This window comes from Acidobacteriota bacterium (assembly GCA_016196035.1).
Taxonomy (GTDB): Bacteria; Acidobacteriota; Blastocatellia; order RBC074; family RBC074; genus JACPYM01.
The window spans coordinates 14,445-38,526 of record JACPYM010000099.1 but is presented as its reverse complement, the minus strand read 5'-3'; the positions used below and the strand labels follow the sequence as shown (position 1 = coordinate 38,526).

Sequence of the window (24,082 nt, the reverse complement as noted above, 5' to 3'; positions counted from 1 at the left end):
AAGGCAAGGCAAGGGCTTTAGCACAGTAGCTAAAAACACTCGGTAGACGAATAAAGCAGAGAGGACAGCGGATTGTTTTTTAGGTTGTTTAGAACGGCGCAGGTGAACGAAACAAGCGCGGCCCCAGCGGAACTCGTGGCTCATACGAATGGCGCTCTCAATCACCCCAAGACGGTTTCCCTCGCGGACGCGCTCATCGCTGAAAATCTGCGCAAAGTCTATCGCGGGCGAGTGGTCGTGGATAATGTTTCCCTGGCGGTGCGGCCCCGGCGAAATCGTCGGCTTGTTAGGGCCGAACGGCGCGGGCAAGACGACGACGTTTTATATGATCGTCGGCTTGGAACGGCCGGACGCCGGACGGATTTTACTGGGGGAGCAGGACATCACCCGGTTGCCGATGCATAAACGTTCGCGGGCGGGTATGGGTTACCTGCCCCAGGAACCTTCGGTCTTTCGCAAACTGACTGTCGAACAGAACATTCTGGCGATCTTGCAATACGTCAAAATGACCAATGAGGAACGGCAGGCGCGGCTGGAAGAACTGATCGAAGAATTTCATTTGAGTCATGTGCGGCGCAGCAAAGGTTATGTGCTGTCGGGGGGCGAACGGCGGCGCACGGAAATTGCGCGCAGCCTGACGACCAGGCCAACGATTATGCTGTTGGATGAGCCTTTCGCTGGCATTGATCCGATTGCGATTGATGATTTGCAACAACTGGTCTTGCGGTTGCGGGATAAAGGCATCGGCGTGCTGATTACCGATCATAATGTGCGTGAGACGCTCTCGATTGTGGATCGGGCCTATATCATCAGCGAAGGTCAAATCTTCCGGGCCGGTTCGCCCCGCGAATTAGCCGAAGATGCCGAGGTTCGCCGGGTTTATCTGGGTGAGAAATTCAAGCTTTGAGCCGATGTCCGTTTTGGTGGTTGGGAAACTGACTACTGACTACTGACTACTGACTACTGACTACTGACTACGTCCTATGTCATTCAAACCGACGCTCTCAACTCATCTTGCGCAACGGCTAGTGCTGACACCGCAATTGCGTCAGCGCATCGAGATGTTGCAGATGACCAAGCTTGAGTTGAGCGAACTGGTCACTCAACAGATGGTGGAAAATCCGGTGCTGGAAGAACTGGCGCCGGATGAAGTGTACGTCTCACCAGATCTGGCTAATGTGGATTTTAGCGATTCGCCAGCCGCCGCTAATGGCGTAGCGAATGGCACGGGGGAGTTACCCTCCGCTGCGGCTGAACACGCTTATGAAGCCGCCCAATTCGATACGCGCCAGGGCGAGAGCAGTTACGAAGCCTCTGCCGAATACAGTGAATATGCCCGCTCAGAGTACGGCGAGTCTGAAAGTTACGGCGACAGTGCTGCGCCCACGGGCGAAACGTTCGCTGAACGCGCTCCTGAAGTTGCGATTGAAACGAACGAGCCTGAGATTGGCCAGCGCGACGCCTTTGACGAGATTGATTTCGGCTCGACCTTTGAAGAGTACCTGGACCCCGGCTATCGCACGCGCGAAACCGAAGTCAAAGAAACGCCCTCCTTCGAGCAATTCCTCAAGACCGAAGACCGCCTTTACGATTACCTGATGTGGCAGTTGCGGTTGACGATCATGCCCAATGACGAAGTGCGCGGCGCGGCGGAAGCGATCATTGGTAACCTGAACGAGGATGGCTTTGTTGACGGCTCCCTCGATGAAATTGCGGCGTCAGGCCCTTGGTCGCACGAAGTACTGCAACAGGCTTTGGAAATTGTTCAGCAATTCGATCCGACCGGCGTGGCGGCGCGCGATTTGCGCGAATGCTTGTTGTTACAGTTGAAAGCCCATGGCTATGGTGACCGGCTGGCGTGCCGCATGATCCGGGAGCATTTTCACGAACTGCAAAACCACAAGCTGCCTGAAGTCGCGCGCAAACTTGGCGTGCCCGTTGAAGCCGTCTCGGCCGAACTCAAGCTCATCCGCCAATTGGAACCGAAGCCGGGCCGCCGTTATGCGCCACCCGAAACCCAGTACATCGCGCCCGAGGTTTACATCGAAAAAATTGATAACGAATACGTCATTCGCTTCAACGATGACGGGCTGCCGCAATTGCGCATCAATCGCCAATACCGGCAGATGCTGGAAAACAAAGAGACCACTAAAGAGACGCGCGACTATATTAAAGACAAGTTTCGTTCAGCGGTGGATTTGCTCAAGAACATCGAGCATCGCAAGCAGACGATCTATAAGGTTTGCGAACGCATCGTCGAGCGCCAGCGCGAATTCCTGGACAAGGGCGTCGAATACATCCGCCCGATGATGCTCAAGGATATTTCCGAAGACATCGGCATGCATCTTTCGACGGTTTCGCGCGTGGTCAACGGCAAGTGGGCGCACACACCACAAGGTGTGATCGAATTGCGCCGCTTTTTTACCGAAGGCATGACCAACGACGACGGCGAGGAGGTCTCGACCCGTATCATCAAGCTCAAAATCAAAAAGATGATCGAGGCCGAAGACGCGCGGAGTCCGCTCACCGACGATCAAATTGCGGCAGTGCTGGCGGGCGAGGGGCAAAAACTTTCGCGGCGCACGGTGGCCAAGTACCGCGATCAGATGAAAATTGCCGGGTCGCGCGAACGCAAACAAGTGGTGTAAGCAGGCCGAATGAAAAATTCTGTTTTGCGACAAAAAAAGTTGCGAGATGAGCACTAAGAATTTGCCGGAATCATATCTTAGTGCTATCTTGGCCCCGCACTTTCACCATTCTGGTCTCACATTAGGTGGGCGAGTAAGGCTACGGAGGCGCTTTTCAGCGATCATTTGAAGCGCCAGGGCACGATAGTGAAAGCGCCGAACTTCACTGGTTCCAACTCATAAACACAAAGTTTTGTTAGTACGGAAAATCGAATAGGCAGCGGCAAACTGTTGCGCGGCAGCTTGCCAATCCATTAACAGTTGAAACTCCTAAGGAGAGTCTCGATGCGAACTACACACACATTCACTGCGACACGTGCGCTATTGCTTAGCAGCGCACTCCTCATCGTTGCAGGGCTGGTCTTTGCTCTCGCTCCTCTGAGCCAGGTTGCCGCCGCACGTCAGGCGCTAGCAACCCGGATGAGCGCCAACCCGGTCACGAAAAAAATCCTATCCCTAGCTCCGATTTCTATTCGCCCGGTGGCCAAGCCATCAGCGGCGGGGGCGAATATGGCGACGAGTGCGGCGCTGTTTGCGCCTGTCACTATTACTAAAGACGCTAGCCCGGCATCTGGCAGTGCGGTTGGACAAGGGCAGGTAATCGCCTACACCATCCAGGCCACCAATGGCGCGAGCAGCGACACGACTGTTGGTGCTGGCGGATTTGTCCGCATTATTGATACAGCGCCTGCCGGGACGCTTTTTACGAATGCCACAATACAGCAGCAGCCGCAGTTTGGCAGCGCCTGGTCCTGCACCATCCTCGGCGGTGGCGCGTCAATTCAGTGCAATGCTGGCGATGGCGCTGGTGCGGGCGTTGACACTTTTACAACCCAGGAATTTGTCAAGATCCGGGCTGAGGTGACGGTGCAACCCGCGACGGCTATTGGCACGGTTCTAACCAATACAGCCACCTACCAATTTGATAATGATGGCGCAGGCTTGGAGGGAACGGCTACTTCCAACGCCACGACGCACATCGTAGCGCCATCGGCGGATTTGGCCGCGACCAAGCTTTCGCGCGTGTTGCCGGTGCCGCCAGGGAGCCAGAACCCAGCGAATTCCGTCACTGCGGGTGGCACCAACGCGCCCTTGGCAAACATCGTTGACGCCGTTAACGAATTCACCAACGGAACTGGCAATGTGACTTACGTCGTCACCTTCAGCAATAACGGCCCAGGCAACGCCAGCGATGTGGTTTTTGAAGATTCGATTCCGGGCAATCCGGCGGATCTCGTCGTGGCGGGGCCGATTACGACTGGTGGCGGGACTACTCTCAATGGTGTACCTGCTCCTTATACGGTGAGCACCGCTCCCGCGTCGGCGGCCAACTTCAATATCGTTTGCGCCAACTTCGGTATCGGCAATCTCTTTACCTGCACACCTGGCGTGAACACGGCGATCAATCCGGCTTTTACGGCGCACGTGATGCCGGCGGGTTTGAGTTTCTTTATGGCTTACCGTGTGCGCATTCGCCCGGACGCCAATCCCGGCTCGCTGATTTCAAATTCGGCGCGCATCGTCTCCAACCCCAACAACCCGACAATTGGTGGTGCGGTGCCGTTTAGCGGCGGCGTGCCGACGGTTGATCCGAATGCGGGCAATAACACCAGTTTGACGACTTCCAACGTGATCATCACCCAGACCGATCTGGGTATCACGAAGGTCACCAGCAACCCCACGCCGACCAATGGCGGCGCGGCGTTCGCCTACACGTTGACCGTGACCAACAACGGCCCCTCGGATGCGCACAATATCGTCGTGACCGACCCGCTGCCGCCGGGGATTATCTTCCAGAATGTGGCGGTCGTGAATAATCCGTCATTCCCGGGCTTTGGACTGACCTGCTCGGGGCCACCGGTTGCCACGAATGGCACGGTCACCTGCACAGGCGATTTGCCCGGTCCTAATATTGCTACCGGTGCAATTTCCACTTCCACAATTACCATCGTAGCCCAGGCTGTGGCGAACATCGCCAGCGGTGTGCGCACGAACACCGCCACAGTGACGTCAGGTACACAGGAAGTTACTCCCAATGTGCTGCCCAACACTGCCAGCGTGCAGCAGAATCTTGTCGTGGATGCGCCGCTTTCGATTACAAAAGCTGGCCCGGCGACGGTTTGTGCGGGTGACACCTACACCTACCACATCACGGTCCTCAATGGCGGTTCCAGCACGGCGCTCAACGCGACCATCAGCGATCCGCTGCCTGCCAATACCACGTTCTTGAGCTTGAATGGCACGGGGGCGTTCGCGCACGGCTGCTCGCATAATGGCGGGACGCCGGGCACGGTGACTTGCGCGGCGGTGGACATCCCGACCGGTCAGAGCACGCTCGACATCACGGTCAAGCTGTCACCCACCGCGCCGAGTGGGGCGCTGGCAAATACGGCAACCATCACGACTGCTGGTACCGGCACGATCGCCGTCGGCACTTCGACCAGCACGGCGACGGTCAATCATTGCTCCGATCTGCAAATCACCAAAGATGATTCGCCGGATGCGGTGTTGGCTGGTCAGGATATCAACTACACGATTACGGTCAAGAACGTCGGCCCCAGCGACATTGGTGCGGGTGAGTTCGTTGTTAATGACGCGCCTTTCCCGCCAACGGGCACGACTTTGAAGACCGGCACGGTCATTAATGCGCCGGGCTTCAGTTGCAATACGCTAACAGCCTTCCCTTGTACGGCCACGTCGGCGATGTCGGCGGGGGCGTCGGCGACAATTAAATTTACGGTGACCGTCAACGCCAACTTCAACAATGGTCAGCCGGGCGGCTTTATTACTAATACCGCGACGGTGAACATTGTGGCTGGCTCGAATGCGGTAGATCCGGTTTCGGCCAATAACGCTTCGACTGTGAATACGCCGATTGGCCCCAGCGCCGATCTGGCTGTGACCAAAGCGGCGGAGACCCTGGCTGGCGGCGTTTTCGGCGCGGCGGTGACGGCGGGCGGCACGACGGGTGATGCCGGAGGCTTTGTCACGGGCACGGGCGAGATTCTTTACACCATCAACTTCCGCAACAACGGGCAGGGTGATGCGCGCAATGTGCACATCCGCGACGTGGTTCCGGCGGGCACCTTGTTGATTCCAAACTTCGCCGTACCCAACATCACCACGACCGGAACGCCGGTCACGTGTAGCGTTGGGATTATTGCCAACATTCCGTCAGCGACATATCAAATTGATTGCGTGCCGACGGCGGCCAATGGCGTGTTGGCGGCGGGCCAGAGTGGCACGATCGTCTTCCGCGTGCGTGTGCCGGAAAACATTCCGGACGCGGCGGTCATCAAGAATACCGCCACCATCAATTCGGAAGGCGACGCCGGCGGTACGGCCACGCCTGACCCGAATGGTGGCAACAACACTTCCAACGAAACGCAAAACATCGTGCGCACCAGCGCCGATCTGGCGATTACCAAAGCCGGCCCGGCCAGCGTGATTGCGGGCAACAACATCACCTACACGCTGACGGTCACCAACAATGGCCCCTCGAACGCGAAGAGTGTCGTGGTGACGGATGCGTTACCGGCGGGTGTGACTTTTGTTTCGGCGGCGAGCAGCAGTGGCAACGCAGCGTGCACGAACGCCAACAACACGGTCACTTGCAAGATCGCCAATCTGATCGCGCCAGCGGTCAATCCGCCAGCGCTTATTCCGCCCCAAACCGGCAGCAACATCGAGACGATCACCATCGTCGGCAAGGTTGGCGCAAATGTGGCGAACAGCGCGGTGCTGGCAAACAGTGCGACTGTGGCTTCGGCTACGTCCGACCCGGTGGCCGCGAACAACACGTCCAACACGGTCAATACCACGGTCGCGACGGATTCTGCCGTGACCATCGTCAAGACGGACAATCCTGACCCGGTTGTGGCGGGTACCAACCTGACCTACACCATCACGGTCAACAACAATGGCCCATCTGACGCCCAGGCAGTCAGCGTGGTTGACACGTTGCCGCCTACGACGCAGGTGCAGTTCCTGTCGGCAGTGGGAACCGGCGTTTTCAGCGCCGCTAACTCCTGCTCGGCGGCGGGCAACGTGGTGACTTGCAATGCGATTCCGGGTGGTGTGTTGCCGGCGGGCGCGTCAGCCAACATCACCATTGTGGTGAAAGTGCTGCCAAGCGTGCCGCCGAATGCGCTGCCGCAAAATCCGGACGATCCGGCTGGCCTGCTCAACACTGTAGTCATCAACTGGTCTGACAGCAATGGCGTTGTCGGCCCGTTGGTGGCGCAAAATGCGACCTCGACGCAGCGGACGACCGTGCGGCACGAATCCGACATGTTCATCCGTAAGGACGCGCCAGATTTCGTGATCGCAGGTACGCGGTTCGATATTCGGCTGACCTTTGGCAATCGTGGGCCAAGTGATGTGTTAGGCGACGCTGGCCTGCCTGGTTCAATCGTGGTGTGGGACTTGTTGCCAGTGGGAACTTTCCTGGCCAACGTCGTGCCCAATCCATTTATTCAGCCGGGTGGTCCGGGCGGCTTTGCCTGCCGCACGGTGGCGAATCAAGGCCCGGCCAACAATCAAACGTTAGTGCTGTGCTACAACGCGGCGGGCGCGGCGGGGAACTTCCCGGCGGGCGCCAACCTTGACATCATTATCAAGGTGGACACGAACTCGAATTTGGTTGACGGTTCGAACCTCTATAACTGCGCTGAAGTTACGCTGCGCAATACCGACACTACCCCGGAAATTGATCCGAACGGTGGCGGCCAACACGACAATACTAACCCCGCAGTCGGCGTCCCGGGCGTGAGCGCCCCGCCGGCAGCGCCTGCTGGCGCTCTCACAAATGCCAGTGGCAACAACGAATCCTGCGATGGCACTGTTGTTCGCACGCAGGCTGACTTGGCAATCGGCAAATCTGCTGTGCCGGTGGTTGATCCGGACGGAGCAGGCCCCTTAGTAGCCGTTCCTTTACCGGTGGTTGGCCCGAACGTGCCGCCAGGCTCGGTCAATGCGGGTGGTTACATTCGCTACGATGTACCTTTCGGCAATAACGGCACGTCTGATGCCATCAACGTTCTGATCACCGATCAGATCGCGGGCAACACGGCCTTTGTCGGCGCGCTGGCAACCGGCGGCGTCTTCGTTCCGGCGGCGCAACCGCCCGTCCTACCGTTTACCTTCACGATTCAAGCTGTTGACACCCTCGCGCCGCTCGGCCCGAACGTCAATCTGACTTGCACCGTGTGGCAGGCGGCGGGCACGCAGAGCATCTACTGCCGCCCGCAAGGCAACACCGGCTTGGGCGCTCCTGGCCCGTATGCCGATGGCGTCCTGCCAGCAGGCTATAACGGCACGCTGACTTTCTTCGTGAAGGTCAATGAGTCAACCGCGAGTGGCACGTTGGTGTCGAATCCGGCGAACATCACCTCGGGCCTGTGCCCGAACGCGGGTCCTGTTCCGCCCGTCTTCCCGCCGAGCGCTTGCCTTAGCACGGCGGATCCGAACACCTCCAATAACACCACGTTGCCGACGCAAACGCTGGTCATCTCTTCGTCGAATTTGACGGTCAGCAAGATCGTTCAATCGGCAGTGACGGCGGCCAGCAACCCGAACCAGACTGGCCCGATCGGTCCAGGAACGCCGCCCAACGGTGCGGTTACAACGGGTACGGCAGTGCTGCCGGGTACCTTCCTGACCTATCGCTTGACGGTCACCAACAATGGCCCATCGGATGTGTCGAACATCCGTCTGACCGATGTGTTGCCGTCCGGTCTGGAAACGCCGCCGGGTCGTGTGCTGGGTGTGAAATACATCTCGGTGACTCCGGTGTTGCCGTCAGGGGCGACTTTCACTTGCGCGGCGCCGACGGGCGTCAACCCGAGCAATAACCCGCAAGGGAACGGCGGTTCGTTGGTGTGTACAGCGCCTTTGCTGTCGGCCAATACGCCGAACAACACAGCGGCGATTGACGTCACGGTCTTTATTGATCCGGCCACCAAGGCCAATCTGGTTGACGTGGCGACTTTCGATGCGACGATCAACAACTTCAATCGTCCGGTTTCCGGCTCCACCACGTTGACCACGCCGGTGGCGCCGACCTCCGATCTGGCCTTGACCAAGACGCACACCAACGCGGCGGGCGTGTTGGGCGGCCCGGTCACAGCAGGCACGGATTTCGAATATCAGGTGACCATCACCAACAACGGCACTTCCGCTGCGCAAATGGTCAACTTGGTAGACACGATTCCGGCCTTCCAGGCGTTGAAGCAACGCGATAATCAGGGCACGTTGGTGCCGGACATCGTCATTGAGACGACGCCCGACGGCAATGGCGCTTCCAACTTCTCCTGCGTGGGAGCAGCGGATGCGATCACTGATCCGCGTGCGACTACGTCCACGATTACTTGCACAGCGGCAGAATTGCCGCCGAACAAGAAACCGGATGGCACGGTCAATCCGGCCGGCACAGTGCGCTTCCGCATTCGTATGCGCCAAAGCTCGCTGACGCCGCAACCGGCTCCGGCCACGCAAAACTGCGTGACGGCGACTTCGATGTCCACCGATCCGGTGCCCGCAAATAACACCAACATTTGCGATGTGGTGCCGATCATCTTCCTGTCGCCGTTGACCGCGACGAAGACCGACACCCCCGATCCGGTCATCGCGGGTAACCTGTTGACTTATGTCATCACCGGTTCGCCGCAAGGGCCGAGTGCGGCGCTGAACTTCACCATTGAAGACGCGCTGCCGACCGGCACGGTCTTCATCAGCGCGGTGGCTTCGGCTGGCGCAACACTGACCACGCCGGCGGTGAATGCCAACGGCACGGTCAAGGCGATCTGGAATGCTGCGGGTGGTACGGACAGCATTCCGGGCGCACCGCTAGATGGGCTGACACCAGTCGGTACCGTGCGCACGCTGACCATCGTTGTGCGTGTGTGTCCGGACTTCCAACAGATTCGCACTCTGACGGATGCCCAGATGTGCGTGCCGAACCTGACCAACAACGCGAACATCTACTCAGATACGCCGCCAAATCTGGTTGGTGCTCCGATTGTGGCGTCGGCGACGACGACTGTGCAGGCACAATCCGACCTGAGCATCGCCAAGAGCGGTCCGGCTTCGGCGATTCCGAATTCAGTGGTGACCTACACCTTGACGGTCAACAACGCGGGGCCGTCCAACGCGAATGGCGTGACGGTGACCGACCTGTTGCCGAAAGGCTTCACGCTGGTGCCGAACAGTGTGACGATTGCGGCAGGCGTGGGCGGCGGCGGCGTGGGACCGGCGGCGGTCAGCACAGCCACCGACGCAGCAGGTTCGCAAACGGTGACCATTGGCATCGGTGTGGTTGGCGCAGCCAATCAATGTGCGGCGCCGCGCGCGACGCAGGTCATCATTACCCTGCAAGCGCTCGTGCCGAAGAAGCATCCGAACATCATCGTGACCAACACGGCGACCGTCACTTCGACGAACTGTCTGCCGGAGACGGGCACGTTAGCGGTGCAAGCGAATCCGCTCTCGGGCTTCGCCTCGATCATCACGCCGGGGACGCTGATGTTGGCGAACAACCGCGCGTTCTTCGACACGATCATTGGCCCGCCGCCGAACGATCCTGGCCCAGGCTCGGTGCCAGGCTATCCGGCGACCGCCGAGATCAGTGATCAAAAGGCGGGTTCGATTCTGATGTATCCGATCTACACCTCGGATGCGGCGAACCCGAATTCGCAAAACACGCGGATGAGCATCACCAATATCTCGAGCGCCGAGACGGCTTACGTTCACCTCTATTTGGTGGATGGCGCAAGCTGCGGCGTGGTGGACATCTTCCTGTGCTTGACGCCGAACCAAACGGCAGCCTTTACGGCAGCCGATTTCGATCCGGGTCAAACGGGTTATGTCGTCGCGGTGGCGGTGGATCGCGTCACAGGTTTGCCGATGGCCTACAACTGCCTAATCGGTGATGAGTTCGTGAAGTTCTCGACGGGTCACCAGGCCAACCTGGGTGCCGAAGCAGTGGCGGCAGTGATGATGTTCCCGGCAGGGACCGACACCACAGCGACCACAGCAACGTTGAGCTTCGACGGTATGCGCTACAACCGGTTGCCGCGTATCCTGGCCTTGGACAACCTCCAGAGCCGGGCCGATCAGAACAATACGTTGTTGATCGTCAACGCGGTGGGCGGCAACTTCACGCGCAGTGGCGCAACGCTTGTCTCGCTCTTCGGCAGTGTCTTCGATGATGGAGAAGTGCAGTACAGCTTCACGCAAAGCACTCCGACCTGCCAATTCCGTTCGTTGATCAATCAGAACTTCCCGCGCATGATCACGCGGCTCGATACCGCCATTCCGGCGGGTCGCACCGGCTGGATGAAGTTCTGGTCTACGTCGGATATCGGAATGTTCGGTGCGTCCATCAACGCCAACACGGCTGCGGCTTCCAATTCGGGTGCCTTCAACCAGGGTCACAACTTGCATAAGCTGACGCTCACTTCGGCGTCGAGCATTGTGGTTCCGGTGCTGACCCCGGCTTGCAACTAATGTCGGCTTAAGTTCACGGCGGCCAGTCGGTTCTCACTGACTGGCCGCCCACTTCCGATAAAGGCTTTTTCGCTTGTGCCGGTCGTGTAAATGACCGAAGCAGGCAGGGGCAATAATCAACCGCAAAAGGGCAAATTTCCTTTCACAGGCATTTGCCCTTTTTGCTTTGGTTGGCGGAGTGCCCACGAGCGCATTGGTGAAACCAACGCGATTCTTCAATGTCCGCGCAGCTTCCTGAAGATGAAGCAGGCGTTTTGAGTTCTCACCACGCATCTGCCACAATGCGTTCGAAGCGACTTAGATGAGTTGTGTAGGTCGCCGATGAGTTGCCATCGCTCACATGATCCATTTGGAAAGGGGGAAGCAAGTCTTGCCGCCGGCATGCAACAGTCGCCACTACGGCATGCAATTCAAATTTCAAATCCAATTCGACAAAAATCACTGCACCACGACCTTGTTCTGTGCGCTCAACCGGAACAGGCCAACTCCAACCAGTTTCTAACTAAGCCCAAGCGCTACCCAAGCGTTGATCCAAACCTTGAGGAGGAAACGGGATGAAAATCGAATACACCGGACGTAATTTCAATGTCTCGCCAGCCATCAAAAAACACATCAACGAACACTTCAAAAAAGTCGAAGAATTCCTGAACGGCACTGATAAAGCCCATATCATTCTGAGCGTGGAAAAGCATCATCGCCACGTCGCGGAAATCGTTGTTAACTGGCATCATCACGCGCTAACAGCGACGGCCGATTCGGCGGACATGTATTTGTCGAGCACGCAAGCCATTGATAAATTGCGCCGCCAAATCATCAAGCTCAAAGGCAAGATCGTTGACCGCAAACATCATGCGCCTTCGGTCAAAGCCGTGGCTCCCAGCCCGGTGCCGTCCGCAACTCTGGAACGCGCCGCGCCGCGCGTGATCCGTTCGCGGCGATACGCCGTTAAACCGATGACGCCCGAAGAGGCGGTCATTCAAGTGGCTGACAGCCCCGATCAATTCATCGTCTTCCGGGATGCCGAGACCGAGCGTATCGGCGTCCTGTACAAACGCAAGGATGGCAATTACGGCTTGATCGAACCCTGAAAAGAGTAGTCGGTAGTCGGTAGTCAGCAGTCAGCATTTTGCCAGCTACGCACTCGTGACTGCTTGATCGCTACCGACACCGACTACCGACTACTGACTACTCATGACGCCACAACTCATCATCATCACCGGCTTGAGCGGCTCTGGCATGTCGTCAGCGATGAATGTCTTTGAAGACCTGGGCTACTTTTGCGTAGACAATCTGCCAGTTGAGTTGATTCCCAGTTTCGTCAATTTGTTCAAACACAAAGAATCGAACATTACGCGGGCGGCGCTTGGCGTGAATATCCGCGAGGGCCGCTTTCTGGATAGCTTTCCGCAAGTCTATTCGCAACTGCATGGGCGCAATGATCTGGAATTGACCGTGGTTTTTCTGGAAGCCAGCGATGCCGCTCTGCAACGCCGCTACAGCGAAACGCGCCGTCCGCATCCCTTGGGCGAAGGCCGCGTACTCGAAGCGATTCAGGAAGAGCGCGAAAAGCTGGCCCCGATTCGCGGTTTGGCCGATGTCGTGGTGGATACCTCCGATCACAATGTTCATTCCTTGCGGGCGTTTTTGAAGAAACGCTTTACCCCTGAGAACACCGAAGCCGAGATGGAGTTGAACGTCTTGAGCTTTGGCTACAAGTATGGCGTGCCGCTCGATGCGGACTTGTTGTTTGACGTGCGCTTTTTGCCGAATCCGTACTTCGTGCCTGAATTGCGCGAACTGACGGGCAACGATCAACCGGTCATCGAATACCTGCAAAATACCGAAGACGCCCGCGAGACGATCAACCGGTTTAGCGGGCTGCTTGATTACCTGATGCCGCTCTATAAACGCGAAGGCAAAAGTTACGTCACCATCGGCGTCGGCTGCACGGGTGGCAAACACCGCTCCGTCGCGGTTGCCAATGCGTTAGGGCAACATTTGAATCAAACCGGCTATCACGCGCGTGTGATGCACCGGGACGTGAAGAAATGAGTTGTCAGACTTCAGACTTCAGACTTCAGACCTCAGACTTTTGTTCGGCGGGAAGCCGTTGAATCAGTTTGTCTGAGGTCTGAAACCTGAGGTCTGAGGTCTGAAGTCCGAAGTCCGAAGTTTGAGGTCTCTTATGCCATTGGTTGGAGGCGTGGTCGTCACGCACGGCAATTTAGCTACGGAATTGGTCAGCGCCGCTGAAACGATTGTCGGGGACATACGGCACATCACGGCGGTTTCGATTGGCTGGCACGATGACGTGGCTATCGCCCGCAAAGAGATCGAAAAGGCGATTGACCGCGTCAGCGAAGGCGGCGGCGTCCTGGTGCTGACCGATATGTTTGGCGGTACGCCGACGAACCTGGCGTGTACCTTTCTGGGCGAAAAACCGAACGTCGAAATCGAAGTCGTCACTGGCGTCAATCTGCCGATGATTATCAAATTGGCCGACCAGCAACCCGGCGAAACGCTGGCGATCATTGCGCGCCGCGTGCGGGATCAAGGTCAAAAAAACATCTACCTGGCCAGCGAAGTGCTCACACCGGTGAAATGATTGCGGATTGCGGATTGCGGATTGCGGATTGCGGATTGCGGATTGATACAAGGACTGCAATCTCGTCCTAGATCAGGTTTCACATCAGTGTTTGGGAAAAGCCGCGCAGCGGGACGGTACCGCGCGCGTGAGCAAGCGGAGCCTGGGCGGTTCGGCCAACGGCGTCAGCTTGAGGTGCCGCTTGCTCACGCGCGCGGTACCGTCCCGGCACAACGCGCTCCCATAAACGCAATTGCAAACCGATCTAAATTTTGGCGCGCAAAAACCTTGAGTGGTGATGACAAATCCGCATTCCGCATTCCGCATTCGATCTATGCAACAGCGCACTATTACCATTACGAACCGGTTGGGGCTGCATGCGCGAGCGGCGGCCAAGCTTGTGCGCGTGGCTGCTGGGTTTCGCAGCCACGCCGTTCTGGCGCGCACGGATGCGCGGCATCAGACGGCAGATGCCAAAAGTATCTTCAATGTCCTGTTGCTGGCGGCAGCTCAGGGCACCGAATTGGAAGTTGTGACTGAGGGTGAAGATGAAGCGGCGGCGCTCGAAGCCTTGTGCGCTTTGATCGCGGGCAAGTTTGGCGAAGAGTGAGCGTCAGCAACCGTACACGCGCGGCTGCCAGCGCAGGCGAACCAATGAAAACCATTCATCGCAAATTCCGCGAAGAGCGGTTGGAAGGCATCGGCGTTTGTCAGGGCGTGGCGATTGGCCGGGCCTTTCTGGTGGACGATCCGCGCGGGCGCATCGTGCGAGCGGTTTTGCCAAGTGAAGAACTGGACGCCGAAGTTGGCCGCTTTCGCCATGCCTTGCAACAAGCTCAAACACAGGTGCGCGAGGCCAAAGAGCGCTTGCAAGCGGCGCTTGGCGAAGAGCATTCCTTCATCTTCGACGCGCACCTGGTGATGCTGGAAGACGAGCATCTGGCGCAACAGATCGAGAACTTCATTCGCGAACACCACGCCAACGCCGAATGGGCCGTGCGCGATGTGACCAATCATCTGATCGAACTGTACGTCCAAATTGCCGACGATTATTTGCGTGAACGCAGCAGCGATGTGGCCGATATTGCACACCGGCTGATCAAAATTCTGTCGGGCGACAAATCACACGACCTCAAATTGCGCACTGATAATTCCATCGTCATTGCCGATGATTTACTGCCCTCGGCGGCGGCGGAGCTCGACACCAAACGGGTGTTGGGTTTCGTGACCAACTCCGGCGGCATGGCGTCGCACACCTCGATCATTGCCCGCAGCTTGAACATCCCCTCTATCGTTGGTTTGCGCGACATCACGCAACGCGCGCGCTCCGGCGAAACCCTCATCGTGGATGGCACGACGGGTACGGTCATCCTGCGCCCTTCGCCGGAAACGTTGCGCTTTTACAGCGAACAGCAGGAGCTGCAAAAACAGCAGCAACTCACTTACATCGAAGAGCGCGAATTGCCCGCCGTCACACGCGATGGTCAACAGATCGCCTTGCGCGCCAATCTCGAATTGCTCGAAGAGATCGAAGTCTTTCATCGCTTCAACGCCACGGGTGTTGGGCTGTACCGCTCGGAGTTTTTGTACTCGAATGGCTTGCCTTCGGAAGACGAGCAGTACGAGGCCTATAAACTGCTGGCGGAAATGACCGGCGAGTATGGCGCGAACATTCGCACCTTTGATTTGGGCGGTGATAAATTGCAATTGGAAGGCTTCAAACCCGAACGCAACCCGGCGCTGGGGCTGCGTTCAATCCGGTTGTCGCTGGCGGTCCAACATGTTTTCCGCACCCAGGTGCGCGCCATTTTGCGCGCCGCCCAGCACGGCAAACTCAAAATCCTGCTGCCCTTCGTTTCAAACCTCGACGAATTGCGCCAGGCCAAACAGATTATCGCCGAAGTCGAACGCGACCTGCGCCACGACAGCGTCAAACATATCGAAGACGTAGAAATCGGCGTGATGATCGAATTGCCTGCCGCCGTCATCATGGCCGAACCGCTGGCGCGCGAAGCCGATTTTTTCAGCCTCGGCACCAACGATCTGACCCAGAGTTTATTGGCGGTGGATCGTGGCAACGAGAACGTCAGCGCCTTGTTTGATTCGCTGCATCCGGCTGTTTTACGCGCGCTGCAATATGTCGCCGAGGCCGCGCACAAGCTGCAAATCCCGGTCAATGTCTGTGGTGAAATGGCCTCGAACCCGGCGCAATGCATTGTGCTCCTGGGTTTGGGTTTCACCGATTTGAGCATGACACCGGCAGCCATTCCGGCCATCCGTCGCCTCGTTCGCTCGTTGCATCTCAGCAAAGCGCAGGAAATTGCGCTGCACGCGGTCAAACTGACGACGCCCGCCGAGGTCAATCGCTACGTGCAGGCGCAAATCACCGCGTTGGATGCGCATTTTCTGACGCTGACCGCGCACGCTTATTGAACAGGCTGGTTCATACCCTGCGCCGCCCCAGCCAGCGCGGCACGGTTTGACAATACTTTTCGTAGGCCGCGCCAAACTGTCGCCGCAAAACCGGCTCCTCATACAGGATGACGAAACAGTAGAACAGCAAGGCGACCAGCGCCGCATAGGCCAGTAATTCCTTGGCCGCCCACCACCACGCTTCCCCCAGCAACACGCTGAGCACCCCGACATACATTGGATTGCGCGTGTAACGGTACAGCCCGCGCGCCACCAATTCTTTGGGCGGGTCAATGGGCGCGGGCGTCCCTTTGCCCGTGAAGGTGAAGTCCCAGGCGCATTGCAAATAAATGGCAGCGCCCAGACACATCAGCAACAAGCCGCCGGCGCGGAGCACGCCAAACTGGCCGCCTGACCGAAGCTGTTCCGCCGCGAGCAACCGCGCGGGAATCCAGATTGTCACCGTGCACGGCACCAGCAGCGTAAACAGGAATGTCTTGAAGAACGTCATGACTTGGTTGCCTTGAGCGCGAGCAGAAACACCAGGCCGTGCAAAGCGATTCCGGCCAACACGCCAGCAGAAAACTGGCCGCGCGGCAGACTGCGCCACGCACGCCGCAACGTCCAGACACCGAGCGGCGCCCACAAACACAGCCCGGAAAGCAGGCCCGGTGAATAGGATCGCGTGATGAGGCTGCCAATGGTGTGCGCTGAGCCGTTGATCAACACGACCGCGCCCAACGCGACCATCAACCAGTCAGCAGCCTGCGTCCAGACCGCAATGGTGACCGCCGCCGTCATCACCACCCAAAAGATTGCATTCAAACTCAGAAAGGTTTGGGCGCTCAATTCCGCGCCGACAACACGCGCCATCCAATGATAAAAGCCGCCGGCATATTCTTCGGCGATATGAACAAGGTAGGTGAGGGGAAATAGCCAGACCCAATTCCCCAAAAAGGTAGCTTGTTTTGGCATTAGGCCTCCTGCAAAAGAAAAAGGGATTGCCGCCGCGCTTAGCCGCAATCCCAATGAAGTTACCACCGCAATTACTCGACCGGTTGCAGGCGGGAGCGCTCGCCCTGGCCTTGCGCCAGCTCTTGCTGCCGCAGCGCCGCGCCGCCGATAAACCCGCCCATGCCCATAGATTCGACCGCCGTGCTCGGCACGATCATCATCGCGCCCTTCTCCTTCAAGCCCTCGTAGAGCATATTCATCGCGCGCAGGTGCAGCGCCGTTGGGTTGTTGTGATATGACTTGGCCGCTTCCATGAACTTGTTGGCAATCTCGACTTCGGCCTCGGCGAGAATGATGCGCGCTTGTTTTTCGCGCGAAGCCTGCGCCTCGCGCGACATCGCATCTTGCAATGCGTCGGGGATCACGATGTCGCGCATCTCGACCGATTGCACCGTGACGCCCCAGGGGTTGGTGCGTTCGTCAATCAGCCGCTGCAATTCGTCTTCGATGCGTTCGCGCCCGCGCAGCAACTCGGTTAGCGCCGTGCGCCCGATGATGTCGCGCAACGCCGTCTGCGAAGCCCAACTGACGGCCTGCGCGTAATCCTGCACTTCCAGCGCGGCCTTTTCAGGGTCGTACACCATCCAGAACAGCACCGCATCCACGTTGACCGGCACGGTGTCGGAAGTGAGCGTCTGTTCGGCGGCGAAATTGGTAGTGATGATGCGTTGATCAACCCAGGTCGGAATCTTATCAATCAACGGCATGATCCAGAACAGGCCCGGCCCTTTCAAACCCTGATAACGGCCTAAGCGCAAAACCACCGCGCGTTCCCATTGATTGGCGATCTTGGGCGCTTGCATCGCCAGCACGCCCACCAGCGCGCCCAGTATCAGGCCGATTGGATTTAGTAATAACGCGCTCACACCCGCGCCGAGCAGCAGGGGCGCCAGCAAGAGCAGCACCGACACGACGTTCATGCGCGGCCCTTTAACGGATTGGGTGATCTGATTACTGCCTGACAAACTAAGATTTGCCATGTGTTTATTCTCCTTTGGTGCGCTGACTCGACAGGTATTCAAGCATGTCGTCGAGTGAAAAGCCGAGTACCGCAGCCTCGGCCACAAAGCGATCCGCGAGCGCGCGCAGTTCCCGCTCACGGTCGCGTCGTTTGGTGAAGAGCATCAAAGCCGCCTCGCGTGCTCTGACAAATGTCCCGACCCCGCGCCGCGTTTCCAGCAACCCGGCGCGCTCCAACTCGGTGTAAACCTTGGCGACCGTGTTGGCGTTGATGCGCAACTCGACTGCCAGTTGCCGGACGGTCGGCAACTGGTCGCCCACGCGCAACTTTTCGGTGGCGATGGCGTGTCGAATCGCCCGCTCCAACTGCGCATACAGCGGCAGCGGATCGTTGGGCCGCAAATCGAAAATGAGATTGAACCGGTCTTCCATCAGGTTAAGCTTAACTTGTCGGCTTGTACTACGACAATGGTACAAGTCGGGTTGCAAGGAATTTTGTGGCTGGTATGAGTGGTTGACGCGATTTCGCCGAGTGCTGGGCAAATGCGAGCTTGATTCGTATACTTCGTCGCGAAAAATAATTGCTGGCGGGCAACTCAGCAAGAAAGGAAAACTGCGATGAACGAAAACGACAATACCAAAGACCTAACCGGCGCTCTAACCGACCGGCAACTTTTGCTGGTGGGCTAAAGTTGTGTTGCCGACATGCCGCAGGACTTCTCCCACGAAGACACACGAAGCAGGCACGAAGAAGTGCGGAATCTTCGTGCCTCCTTCGTGTGTCTTCGTGGGAGACTTGTGCAGGGTGTGCTTGTCGTCAGGCAGCAATACAACTTTATCCCACTACCCATCAGCATTGAAGACCGGCTGGCGCATGTAGAGTCGCTGGTCGCCTGAGGCAAACAATAATCACGTATGACCGAACAATCGCAACCACTCGTCGCCATCATCATGGGCAGCAAATCCGATTGGGAGACTATGCGCCACGCCGCCGAAATGCTGACGCAATTCGCCGTGCCGCACGAATGCCGCATCGTCTCGGCGCATCGCACGCCCAACCTGCTAGTCGAATTCGCCGCCAGTGCCGAAGCGCGCGGCCTCGAAGTCATCATCGCCGGAGCCGGTGGCGCGGCGCATCTGCCGGGCATGACGGCGGCGCACACGGTCTTGCCGGTGCTGGGCGTGCCGGTCGAAAGTCACGCGCTCAAAGGCATGGATTCGCTGCTTTCGATTGTGCAGATGCCCGGCGGGATTCCCGTGGGCACGCTGGCGATTGGCAAGGCTGGCGCGACCAATGCGGCGCTGCTGGCGGTGGCGATCCTGGCAAATGCGCGGCCTGAGTTGCGTGCGAAGTTGAAACAATTTCGGGAAGATCAAACGGCGCGGGTGTTGAATGACAGTTTGCCGTGAGTGTTTTGTACAGCAGGCTGCCAGCCTGCTGCGGTCGTCGTTAGGGAGTGAATCGTGTTCGCTACAATGCCTGACAGCAGATGCGGCTTAGGGGTGCAGTCGCCATCGTTACAGCAGGCTGGCAGCCTGCTGTACAGCGCGGGCGGCCCGCCAGCGATACCAGTATTGAATTGAAATCCACCACGACAGGCCCAGGTAATACACTGGGAAACTCAGCGAACCCAGCAAGAGGCTGCGTGGAGCAGCGTGCCATTGCCACAACAGCACCAGCAACGCGATGGCCCAGGCGCTGCCGAACAGATTGGTCAGCAGGCCGAAACGCCCGCCGCGCGTCGTGTACAAATACCGCGAGGGCACGAAGGTCAGCAGCGCCAACACGACGATCAACGCCAGCGCCCATGCACTCGGCAGCCGCAGCAAATACAAATACAACGCGACGATGTTCCAATACGACGGGAAGCCGAGAAAGTAATTGTCAGCCGTCTTGGCGGCGACCTGGCAAAAGCCGTAGGCGCTCGCCAGCAACGGCAGCAACAGCCACCACTGTTGTGTGGCGGGCAACAACTGCGCGCGCCAGATCAGCAACAACGGCAAACAGGTGTAGGTTTGGAAATCAATCAGATCATCTAGCCGCCGTCCATCAAAGCCGGGCAGTACTTCTTTGACGCGCACGCGGCGGGCGTACCAGCCGTCGGTCGTGTCAATCACCGTGGCAATGATCATCAAGAGAAAGGCCAGCCGGAAGGCTTCGTCGCCGCCGCGAATGATTGTCAGCGCGATGCCCGCCGCGCAAACCAAGCCGAGCGCGGTGTAAAGATGTGCAGACCAGGCGAGTAGCTTTTTGAACATCAGGCTTTTTCAGCGGCCACATTGCGCAACGGTTGCGGCTGATCCCAACGCTGGGTCAGGCGCGAAACCAGGGGCAGCGCGATCAATCCGACCAGCGCCGCCAGCGTTTTGTATGGGAAGAGTAGCGCGCCGTCGTTATACCAGCTTTGCACTGAACCCGGGAGTAGGGCCGCAAAAATTTCAGGGTAAGGAATGAAAGGTGGCAGGCCGAACAGTGGTTCGCCGCCGCCCAGCCGCAACACCAGCGAGAGGCTGAAGGCGGTGATCGAGCCAATCCGATTGGCTTGCGGATCGAACAACGCACAGACCAGTTGCGGGAAAAGCAGTACGAAAATCAAATCGCTGGTGAAAAACCAGAGCGCCTGCACGCTTTGCACCTTCAACGCCATGACCGCCGCGAGCGCCCCAAGCGCGACGATGACCAGGCGAATCAGCCGCGTCATCTGTCGTGCGTTCAGATCGGGCCGCAACAGCCGGTGGCAGCAATTCCAGGCGAACATCGAAGCCGCCGACAAGATGGATGCGCTGAAACTCGAAGTCACCGCGCCGATGATCGCACCCAGGCCCAGCACGCCGATCAGGGGCGGCGTCACGTATTGAAACAACAGCGGCAGTGCATCGGCGGGTTGCGCCTGCAAGCGTGCCAGCAATTCCGCCGGCCAGCGGTAACTAAACGCCGCGATGCCAAAGAGTAGTGGCGGTACGGTCAGGGCGATGGTCAGTAACCCGGCCAGCAGCGAATGTTGTTGCGCGCGCGCCGGGCTTTGACACGAAAGCACGCGCTGGAAATAGCAATTCCACGGAATGCCGCCCAGCGTCAGCATCACGCTCACATCCCACCAATTGATGATGGCGGGCGCGCTCCACACGGCGCTTGAGTGAAGCGGTGGCAGCAAGGCAGCGCCTTCCGGTCGTGCCGCCACGTAACCCGTCCAGGCGTGGCTGAATCCACCCACGGCATAAAACACCAGCGGCAGCGCGGCCAGCAATCCCAACGCGACCAGGCCGAGTTGAAAGGCGTCGGTATACGCCACCGACCACATGCCGCCGAGCATGGTGTAGACCGTCACGATGAGCGCCGACAAGAGAATCGCCGTGGTCAGCTTCATCCCCAGCGTCACGCCGAAGGTCGAGCCGATGGCGACCAGCAGTTCGGCGCTCCAAAACACTTCGCCCAGCAGCGCGGGCACGAAGAGCACCGCCGCCCAGGCTTTGCCGAAGCGGGCTTCAAAGGGATCAATCAGAGTGGTGAATTCCAACGCGCGCATGCGCCGGGCGAAAAACAGGCCGCCGAGAATCAGGCTGAGACCGAAACAGAGACCGCCTTGCGCTCCGGAGGTGAGACTGGCTTTGTACGTGCCTTCGACCGTGCCCAGCAGGTATCCGCCATCCACCCAGGTCGCCGTCATCGTCAGCACCGCCAGCCACAGCGGCATGGCGCGGCCCGCAATCAGCAAATCGGTCGAAGTGCCGTCTTTGGCCTTGCGCGCGGCCAAGATGCCGATGCCGAGGAAGGCGGCGTACATGCAGAGAACGGTTGCGAGAGCCATAGAGAGGGAGTAGTCAGTAGTCAGTAGCCGTAGGCCGTAACGGCGTAGGCAGTAGCAGCAGGCAGAAAGCGGGTTGCCACGCCGACTGCTTGCTACTACTGCCTACTGACTACTGCCTACTGACTACTTGCTTATTTCACCTTGATCCGCACGGGATTGGTTTGTTTCCCGTCAAGGGAAAGCACCAAATCCATTTCACCTTTGCCCGCCAGGGATTGCGGGATGGTGAAGTTGATCTGATCCAAACCTACGAGGCCGCCTTGCGCACCGACGAAGGAAGGTGAGCCGGTCACGCCGCCTGCGGTCGCGGTCACGTCGCCAGTTTTGAAGCGCAGACCGGTGCCGAAGAGCACCGCGATGTTGCCGGCGGAGATTTCGACCGGCGTGCCGTCGGCATTGCTCATGACGATGGTGAAGGTCACGCCGTTGTCATTCGACGCGACTGCCGACGGCGCGCCCTGCCCATTCGCCAGACGTGTGAAGATGCCGGGCGAAATATCGCCGATGAGAATTTGCCCCTGTGACACCGTGCCGTCTTTGGCGACGATGACGATGGCGCCGGGGCCGCTCAAGGTGCTGACCGGCACCTCGAAGTTGATCTGGCCCGGCGAGACGAAGAAGAGCGGGGCATTGACGCCGTTGATGTAAACGCTCGTGCCATCCAGTGAAATCGGCAAGACCGCGCCAGTCCCGGTGGCAAACGTAGACGCCAGTTTGGTGCCGAACGCCGAGGCGATGCTTTCAGACGCTGCGCCGGCGCGGAAGCTGGCGGAATCCACCACGGCCACCGCCTGGCTGTTGAGCGAAGCCGCCGGGACGACCGGAATGTTCAGCGGCAGCGAGAGTGTGCCGTTGGGGGCTTTGACCTGCACGTTCAACACACCGGCGTTGGCGAGCGACGCGGCGGGCACGGTCACGGTGATCAGGCCGGTATTCACGTCGGGCACCGCCGTGGCCGTCTGACCATTGATCTGGACGGTGCTGGCGAGCAGGTTCAGCAAGTCCAGCCCCGTTACAGTCATCGCGAAAGTGGCGTTTGCATTGCCGGTGGGCAGCACATATTTGCTGACTTGCGCGATGACGGGCGGACGGCTCAGGCTGGTCAATTGTCCACGAACCGCGCCGCCACCGTTAAGGGTGGTGTGTATATTGACGTAAAAGCCTGTCGGGTTTGCGATCAAGCGGGTCAAGGCGCCGATCTGCGCGGCGGTGGTGATGGGCACCGTGATGCTCACCAAACCTTTGCCCGTGGGGGAAACGAGCGCACTGGCGGCGCCGTTGAGACCGGTATTGATTACGACGCCAGCCGCCGCGCCCGCCGGGCCTTCGTGAATGTGTAGTCCGGTGAAAGTGGTTGCGCCGGGGAAGTTGTAATCCACTGTGAAAGTCACGTTGCCGCCATTGATCACACCCAGCGCGTTACGCGTCGGGTTGAAGGTGAGCGTGCCCGTGCCAGTGGCGTTGGCTTCTGCGTTGGTGATGGGCGGAACTTCTTGCGCCCCAGTCATCGCGACCGTGTTGCTGAGCGATTCGGTCAACGTGGTGAATTGGCCGCGAATCGCGCCGCCCGGATTCACCGACGAGTGCAGGTTGACGTAAAAGCCCGCTGGATTGGCGAGCAGCCGCGCCAACGCCGCCAGATCGGTCACGACGACGGGGTCGGGCAAGATCAGACCTGCGCCGCTGGCAAAATCTCGGGTATTGGTGCCGCTCAAACCGGTGTTGAAGCGCACCGGGCCGGCGATGCCCGCCGCGCCTTCGTGAATGTGGAAGCCGTTGAAGCTGACGCTGCCGGGGAACTGCACCTGGGCGATGAAAGTGATCGTGCCGGCGGTGATGTTGCCGGCGGCATCGCGGGTGACGTTGATGGTGATGTTGAAGCCGCCTGAAGCGTTCAAAGTGGTAATCGGTGGTGTTTCGGCGAGTGGCGTTCCCAGCACATTGGCCATCAGGACTTCAGCTTGCACTGGGGTAAAGGCCGAAGCCAGCATTAGCAACGCGAACGCTGCCAGGGATGCGATAAAACCGCTTTTTCTCATTGTTCTATTCCTTTCGCTGTTCTGAGCCGTGGCTCAATTGTCAGTGGTGGGTGACGGTGGAGGCCAGGCTGT

Annotated in this window: 15 protein-coding genes and 1 pseudogene; 9 read left to right on the top strand and 7 right to left on the bottom strand. The window is 58.7% G+C overall.

The features are described from left to right. The first annotated feature begins 195 nt into the window (after positions 1 to 195). The 8 genes and pseudogenes from lptB to ptsP all read left to right on the top strand — a co-directional run bounded on the left by lptB (position 196) and on the right by ptsP (position 16,209). Positions 196 to 907, top strand: a pseudogene (gene lptB, locus HY011_28200) (LPS export ABC transporter ATP-binding protein). 76 nt (positions 908 to 983) lie between these two features. Beyond that, entirely contained in the window at positions 984 to 2,648 is a 1,665-nt protein-coding gene (gene rpoN / locus HY011_28195) for an RNA polymerase factor sigma-54 (GenBank protein ID MBI3426829.1), read from the top strand. Between the two features lie 459 nt (positions 2,649 to 3,107). After that, positions 3,108 to 11,192 (top strand): DUF11 domain-containing protein, encoded by an 8,085-nt coding sequence (locus HY011_28190; protein ID MBI3426828.1) that lies wholly within the window; start codon positions 3,108 to 3,110, stop codon positions 11,190 to 11,192. 554 nt (positions 11,193 to 11,746) lie between these two features. Then, positions 11,747 to 12,280 (top strand): ribosome-associated translation inhibitor RaiA, encoded by a 534-nt coding sequence (gene raiA, locus HY011_28185; protein ID MBI3426827.1) that lies wholly within the window; start codon positions 11,747 to 11,749, stop codon positions 12,278 to 12,280. A gap of 103 nt (positions 12,281 to 12,383) precedes the next feature. Then, positions 12,384 to 13,244, top strand: a complete 861-nt coding sequence (gene rapZ, locus HY011_28180; GenBank protein MBI3426826.1) for an RNase adapter RapZ — start codon at positions 12,384 to 12,386, stop codon at positions 13,242 to 13,244. 139 nt (positions 13,245 to 13,383) lie between these two features. Further along, positions 13,384 to 13,797 (top strand): hypothetical protein, encoded by a 414-nt coding sequence (locus tag HY011_28175; GenBank protein ID MBI3426825.1) that lies wholly within the window; start codon positions 13,384 to 13,386, stop codon positions 13,795 to 13,797. 313 nt (positions 13,798 to 14,110) lie between these two features. After that, on the top strand, positions 14,111 to 14,386 hold the full coding sequence (locus HY011_28170) for an HPr family phosphocarrier protein (protein ID MBI3426824.1): 276 nt from the start codon (positions 14,111 to 14,113) through the stop codon (positions 14,384 to 14,386). Positions 14,387 to 14,430: 44 nt separating this feature from the next. Beyond that, positions 14,431 to 16,209: a phosphoenolpyruvate--protein phosphotransferase gene (gene ptsP, locus HY011_28165; protein ID MBI3426823.1), complete on the top strand. Its 1,779-nt coding sequence runs from the start codon at positions 14,431 to 14,433 to the stop codon at positions 16,207 to 16,209. Positions 16,210 to 16,219: 10 nt separating this feature from the next. Here ptsP and HY011_28160 read toward each other — a convergent pair whose 3' ends face one another. The 4 genes from HY011_28160 to HY011_28145 all read right to left on the bottom strand — a co-directional run bounded on the left by HY011_28160 (position 16,220) and on the right by HY011_28145 (position 18,594). After that, complete coding sequence (locus tag HY011_28160; GenBank protein ID MBI3426822.1) at positions 16,220 to 16,699, bottom strand: isoprenylcysteine carboxylmethyltransferase family protein; 480 nt, start codon at positions 16,697 to 16,699, stop codon at positions 16,220 to 16,222. After that, positions 16,696 to 17,163, bottom strand: a complete 468-nt coding sequence (locus HY011_28155; protein ID MBI3426821.1) for an HXXEE domain-containing protein — start codon at positions 17,161 to 17,163, stop codon at positions 16,696 to 16,698. Before HY011_28155 ends, HY011_28160 begins: the two co-directional genes overlap by 4 nt. Positions 17,164 to 17,234: 71 nt before the next feature. Further along, entirely contained in the window at positions 17,235 to 18,122 is an 888-nt protein-coding gene (locus tag HY011_28150) for a slipin family protein (protein ID MBI3426820.1), read from the bottom strand. A gap of 64 nt (positions 18,123 to 18,186) precedes the next feature. After that, positions 18,187 to 18,594, bottom strand: coding sequence for a GntR family transcriptional regulator (locus tag HY011_28145; protein MBI3426819.1), 408 nt, complete (start codon positions 18,592 to 18,594; stop codon positions 18,187 to 18,189). Positions 18,595 to 19,077: 483 nt separating this feature from the next. On the opposite strand from HY011_28145, the gene purE reads away from it, so the two are divergent. After that, positions 19,078 to 19,572 carry a 5-(carboxyamino)imidazole ribonucleotide mutase gene (gene purE, locus HY011_28140; protein ID MBI3426818.1) on the top strand — a complete coding sequence of 165 codons (495 nt, stop codon included), beginning with the start codon at positions 19,078 to 19,080 and terminating at the stop codon, positions 19,570 to 19,572. A 108-nt stretch (positions 19,573 to 19,680) separates the two neighbouring features. On the opposite strand, the gene HY011_28135 is transcribed toward purE, so the two are convergent. From HY011_28135 to HY011_28125, 3 genes are all read right to left on the bottom strand, one after another. Continuing rightward, entirely contained in the window at positions 19,681 to 20,421 is a 741-nt protein-coding gene (locus tag HY011_28135) for a CDP-alcohol phosphatidyltransferase family protein (protein MBI3426817.1), read from the bottom strand. After that, positions 20,421 to 21,971, bottom strand: coding sequence for a sodium:solute symporter family protein (locus tag HY011_28130; protein MBI3426816.1), 1,551 nt, complete (start codon positions 21,969 to 21,971; stop codon positions 20,421 to 20,423). The genes HY011_28135 and HY011_28130 overlap by 1 nt, the downstream gene beginning before the upstream one ends. A 131-nt stretch (positions 21,972 to 22,102) precedes the next feature. Continuing rightward, on the bottom strand, positions 22,103 to 24,010 hold the full coding sequence (locus HY011_28125) for a CHRD domain-containing protein (GenBank protein MBI3426815.1): 1,908 nt from the start codon (positions 24,008 to 24,010) through the stop codon (positions 22,103 to 22,105). Between the last annotated feature and the right edge of the window lie 72 nt (positions 24,011 to 24,082).

Bases quoted from the DNA above. Each gene is read 5' to 3' on its own strand.
- raiA (MBI3426827.1), top strand. From the start codon at position 11,747: ATGAAAATCGAATACACCGGACGTAATTTCAATGTCTCGCCAGCCATC.
- HY011_28150 (MBI3426820.1), bottom strand. From the start codon at position 18,122: ATGAACGTCGTGTCGGTGCTGCTCTTGCTGGCGCCCCTGCTGCTCGGC.
- purE (MBI3426818.1), top strand. From the start codon at position 19,078: ATGACCGAACAATCGCAACCACTCGTCGCCATCATCATGGGCAGCAAA.
- HY011_28130 (MBI3426816.1), bottom strand. From the start codon at position 21,971: ATGGCTCTCGCAACCGTTCTCTGCATGTACGCCGCCTTCCTCGGCATC.
- HY011_28125 (MBI3426815.1), bottom strand. From the start codon at position 24,010: ATGAGAAAAAGCGGTTTTATCGCATCCCTGGCAGCGTTCGCGTTGCTA.
- rpoN (MBI3426829.1), top strand. From the start codon at position 984: ATGTCATTCAAACCGACGCTCTCAACTCATCTTGCGCAACGGCTAGTG.
- rapZ (MBI3426826.1), top strand. From the start codon at position 12,384: ATGACGCCACAACTCATCATCATCACCGGCTTGAGCGGCTCTGGCATG.
- HY011_28145 (MBI3426819.1), bottom strand. From the start codon at position 18,594: ATGGAAGACCGGTTCAATCTCATTTTCGATTTGCGGCCCAACGATCCG.
- HY011_28155 (MBI3426821.1), bottom strand. From the start codon at position 17,163: ATGCCAAAACAAGCTACCTTTTTGGGGAATTGGGTCTGGCTATTTCCC.
- HY011_28135 (MBI3426817.1), bottom strand. From the start codon at position 20,421: ATGTTCAAAAAGCTACTCGCCTGGTCTGCACATCTTTACACCGCGCTC.
- HY011_28160 (MBI3426822.1), bottom strand. From the start codon at position 16,699: ATGACGTTCTTCAAGACATTCCTGTTTACGCTGCTGGTGCCGTGCACG.
- HY011_28170 (MBI3426824.1), top strand. From the start codon at position 14,111: ATGCAACAGCGCACTATTACCATTACGAACCGGTTGGGGCTGCATGCG.
- ptsP (MBI3426823.1), top strand. From the start codon at position 14,431: ATGAAAACCATTCATCGCAAATTCCGCGAAGAGCGGTTGGAAGGCATC.
- HY011_28190 (MBI3426828.1), top strand. From the start codon at position 3,108: ATGAGCGCCAACCCGGTCACGAAAAAAATCCTATCCCTAGCTCCGATT.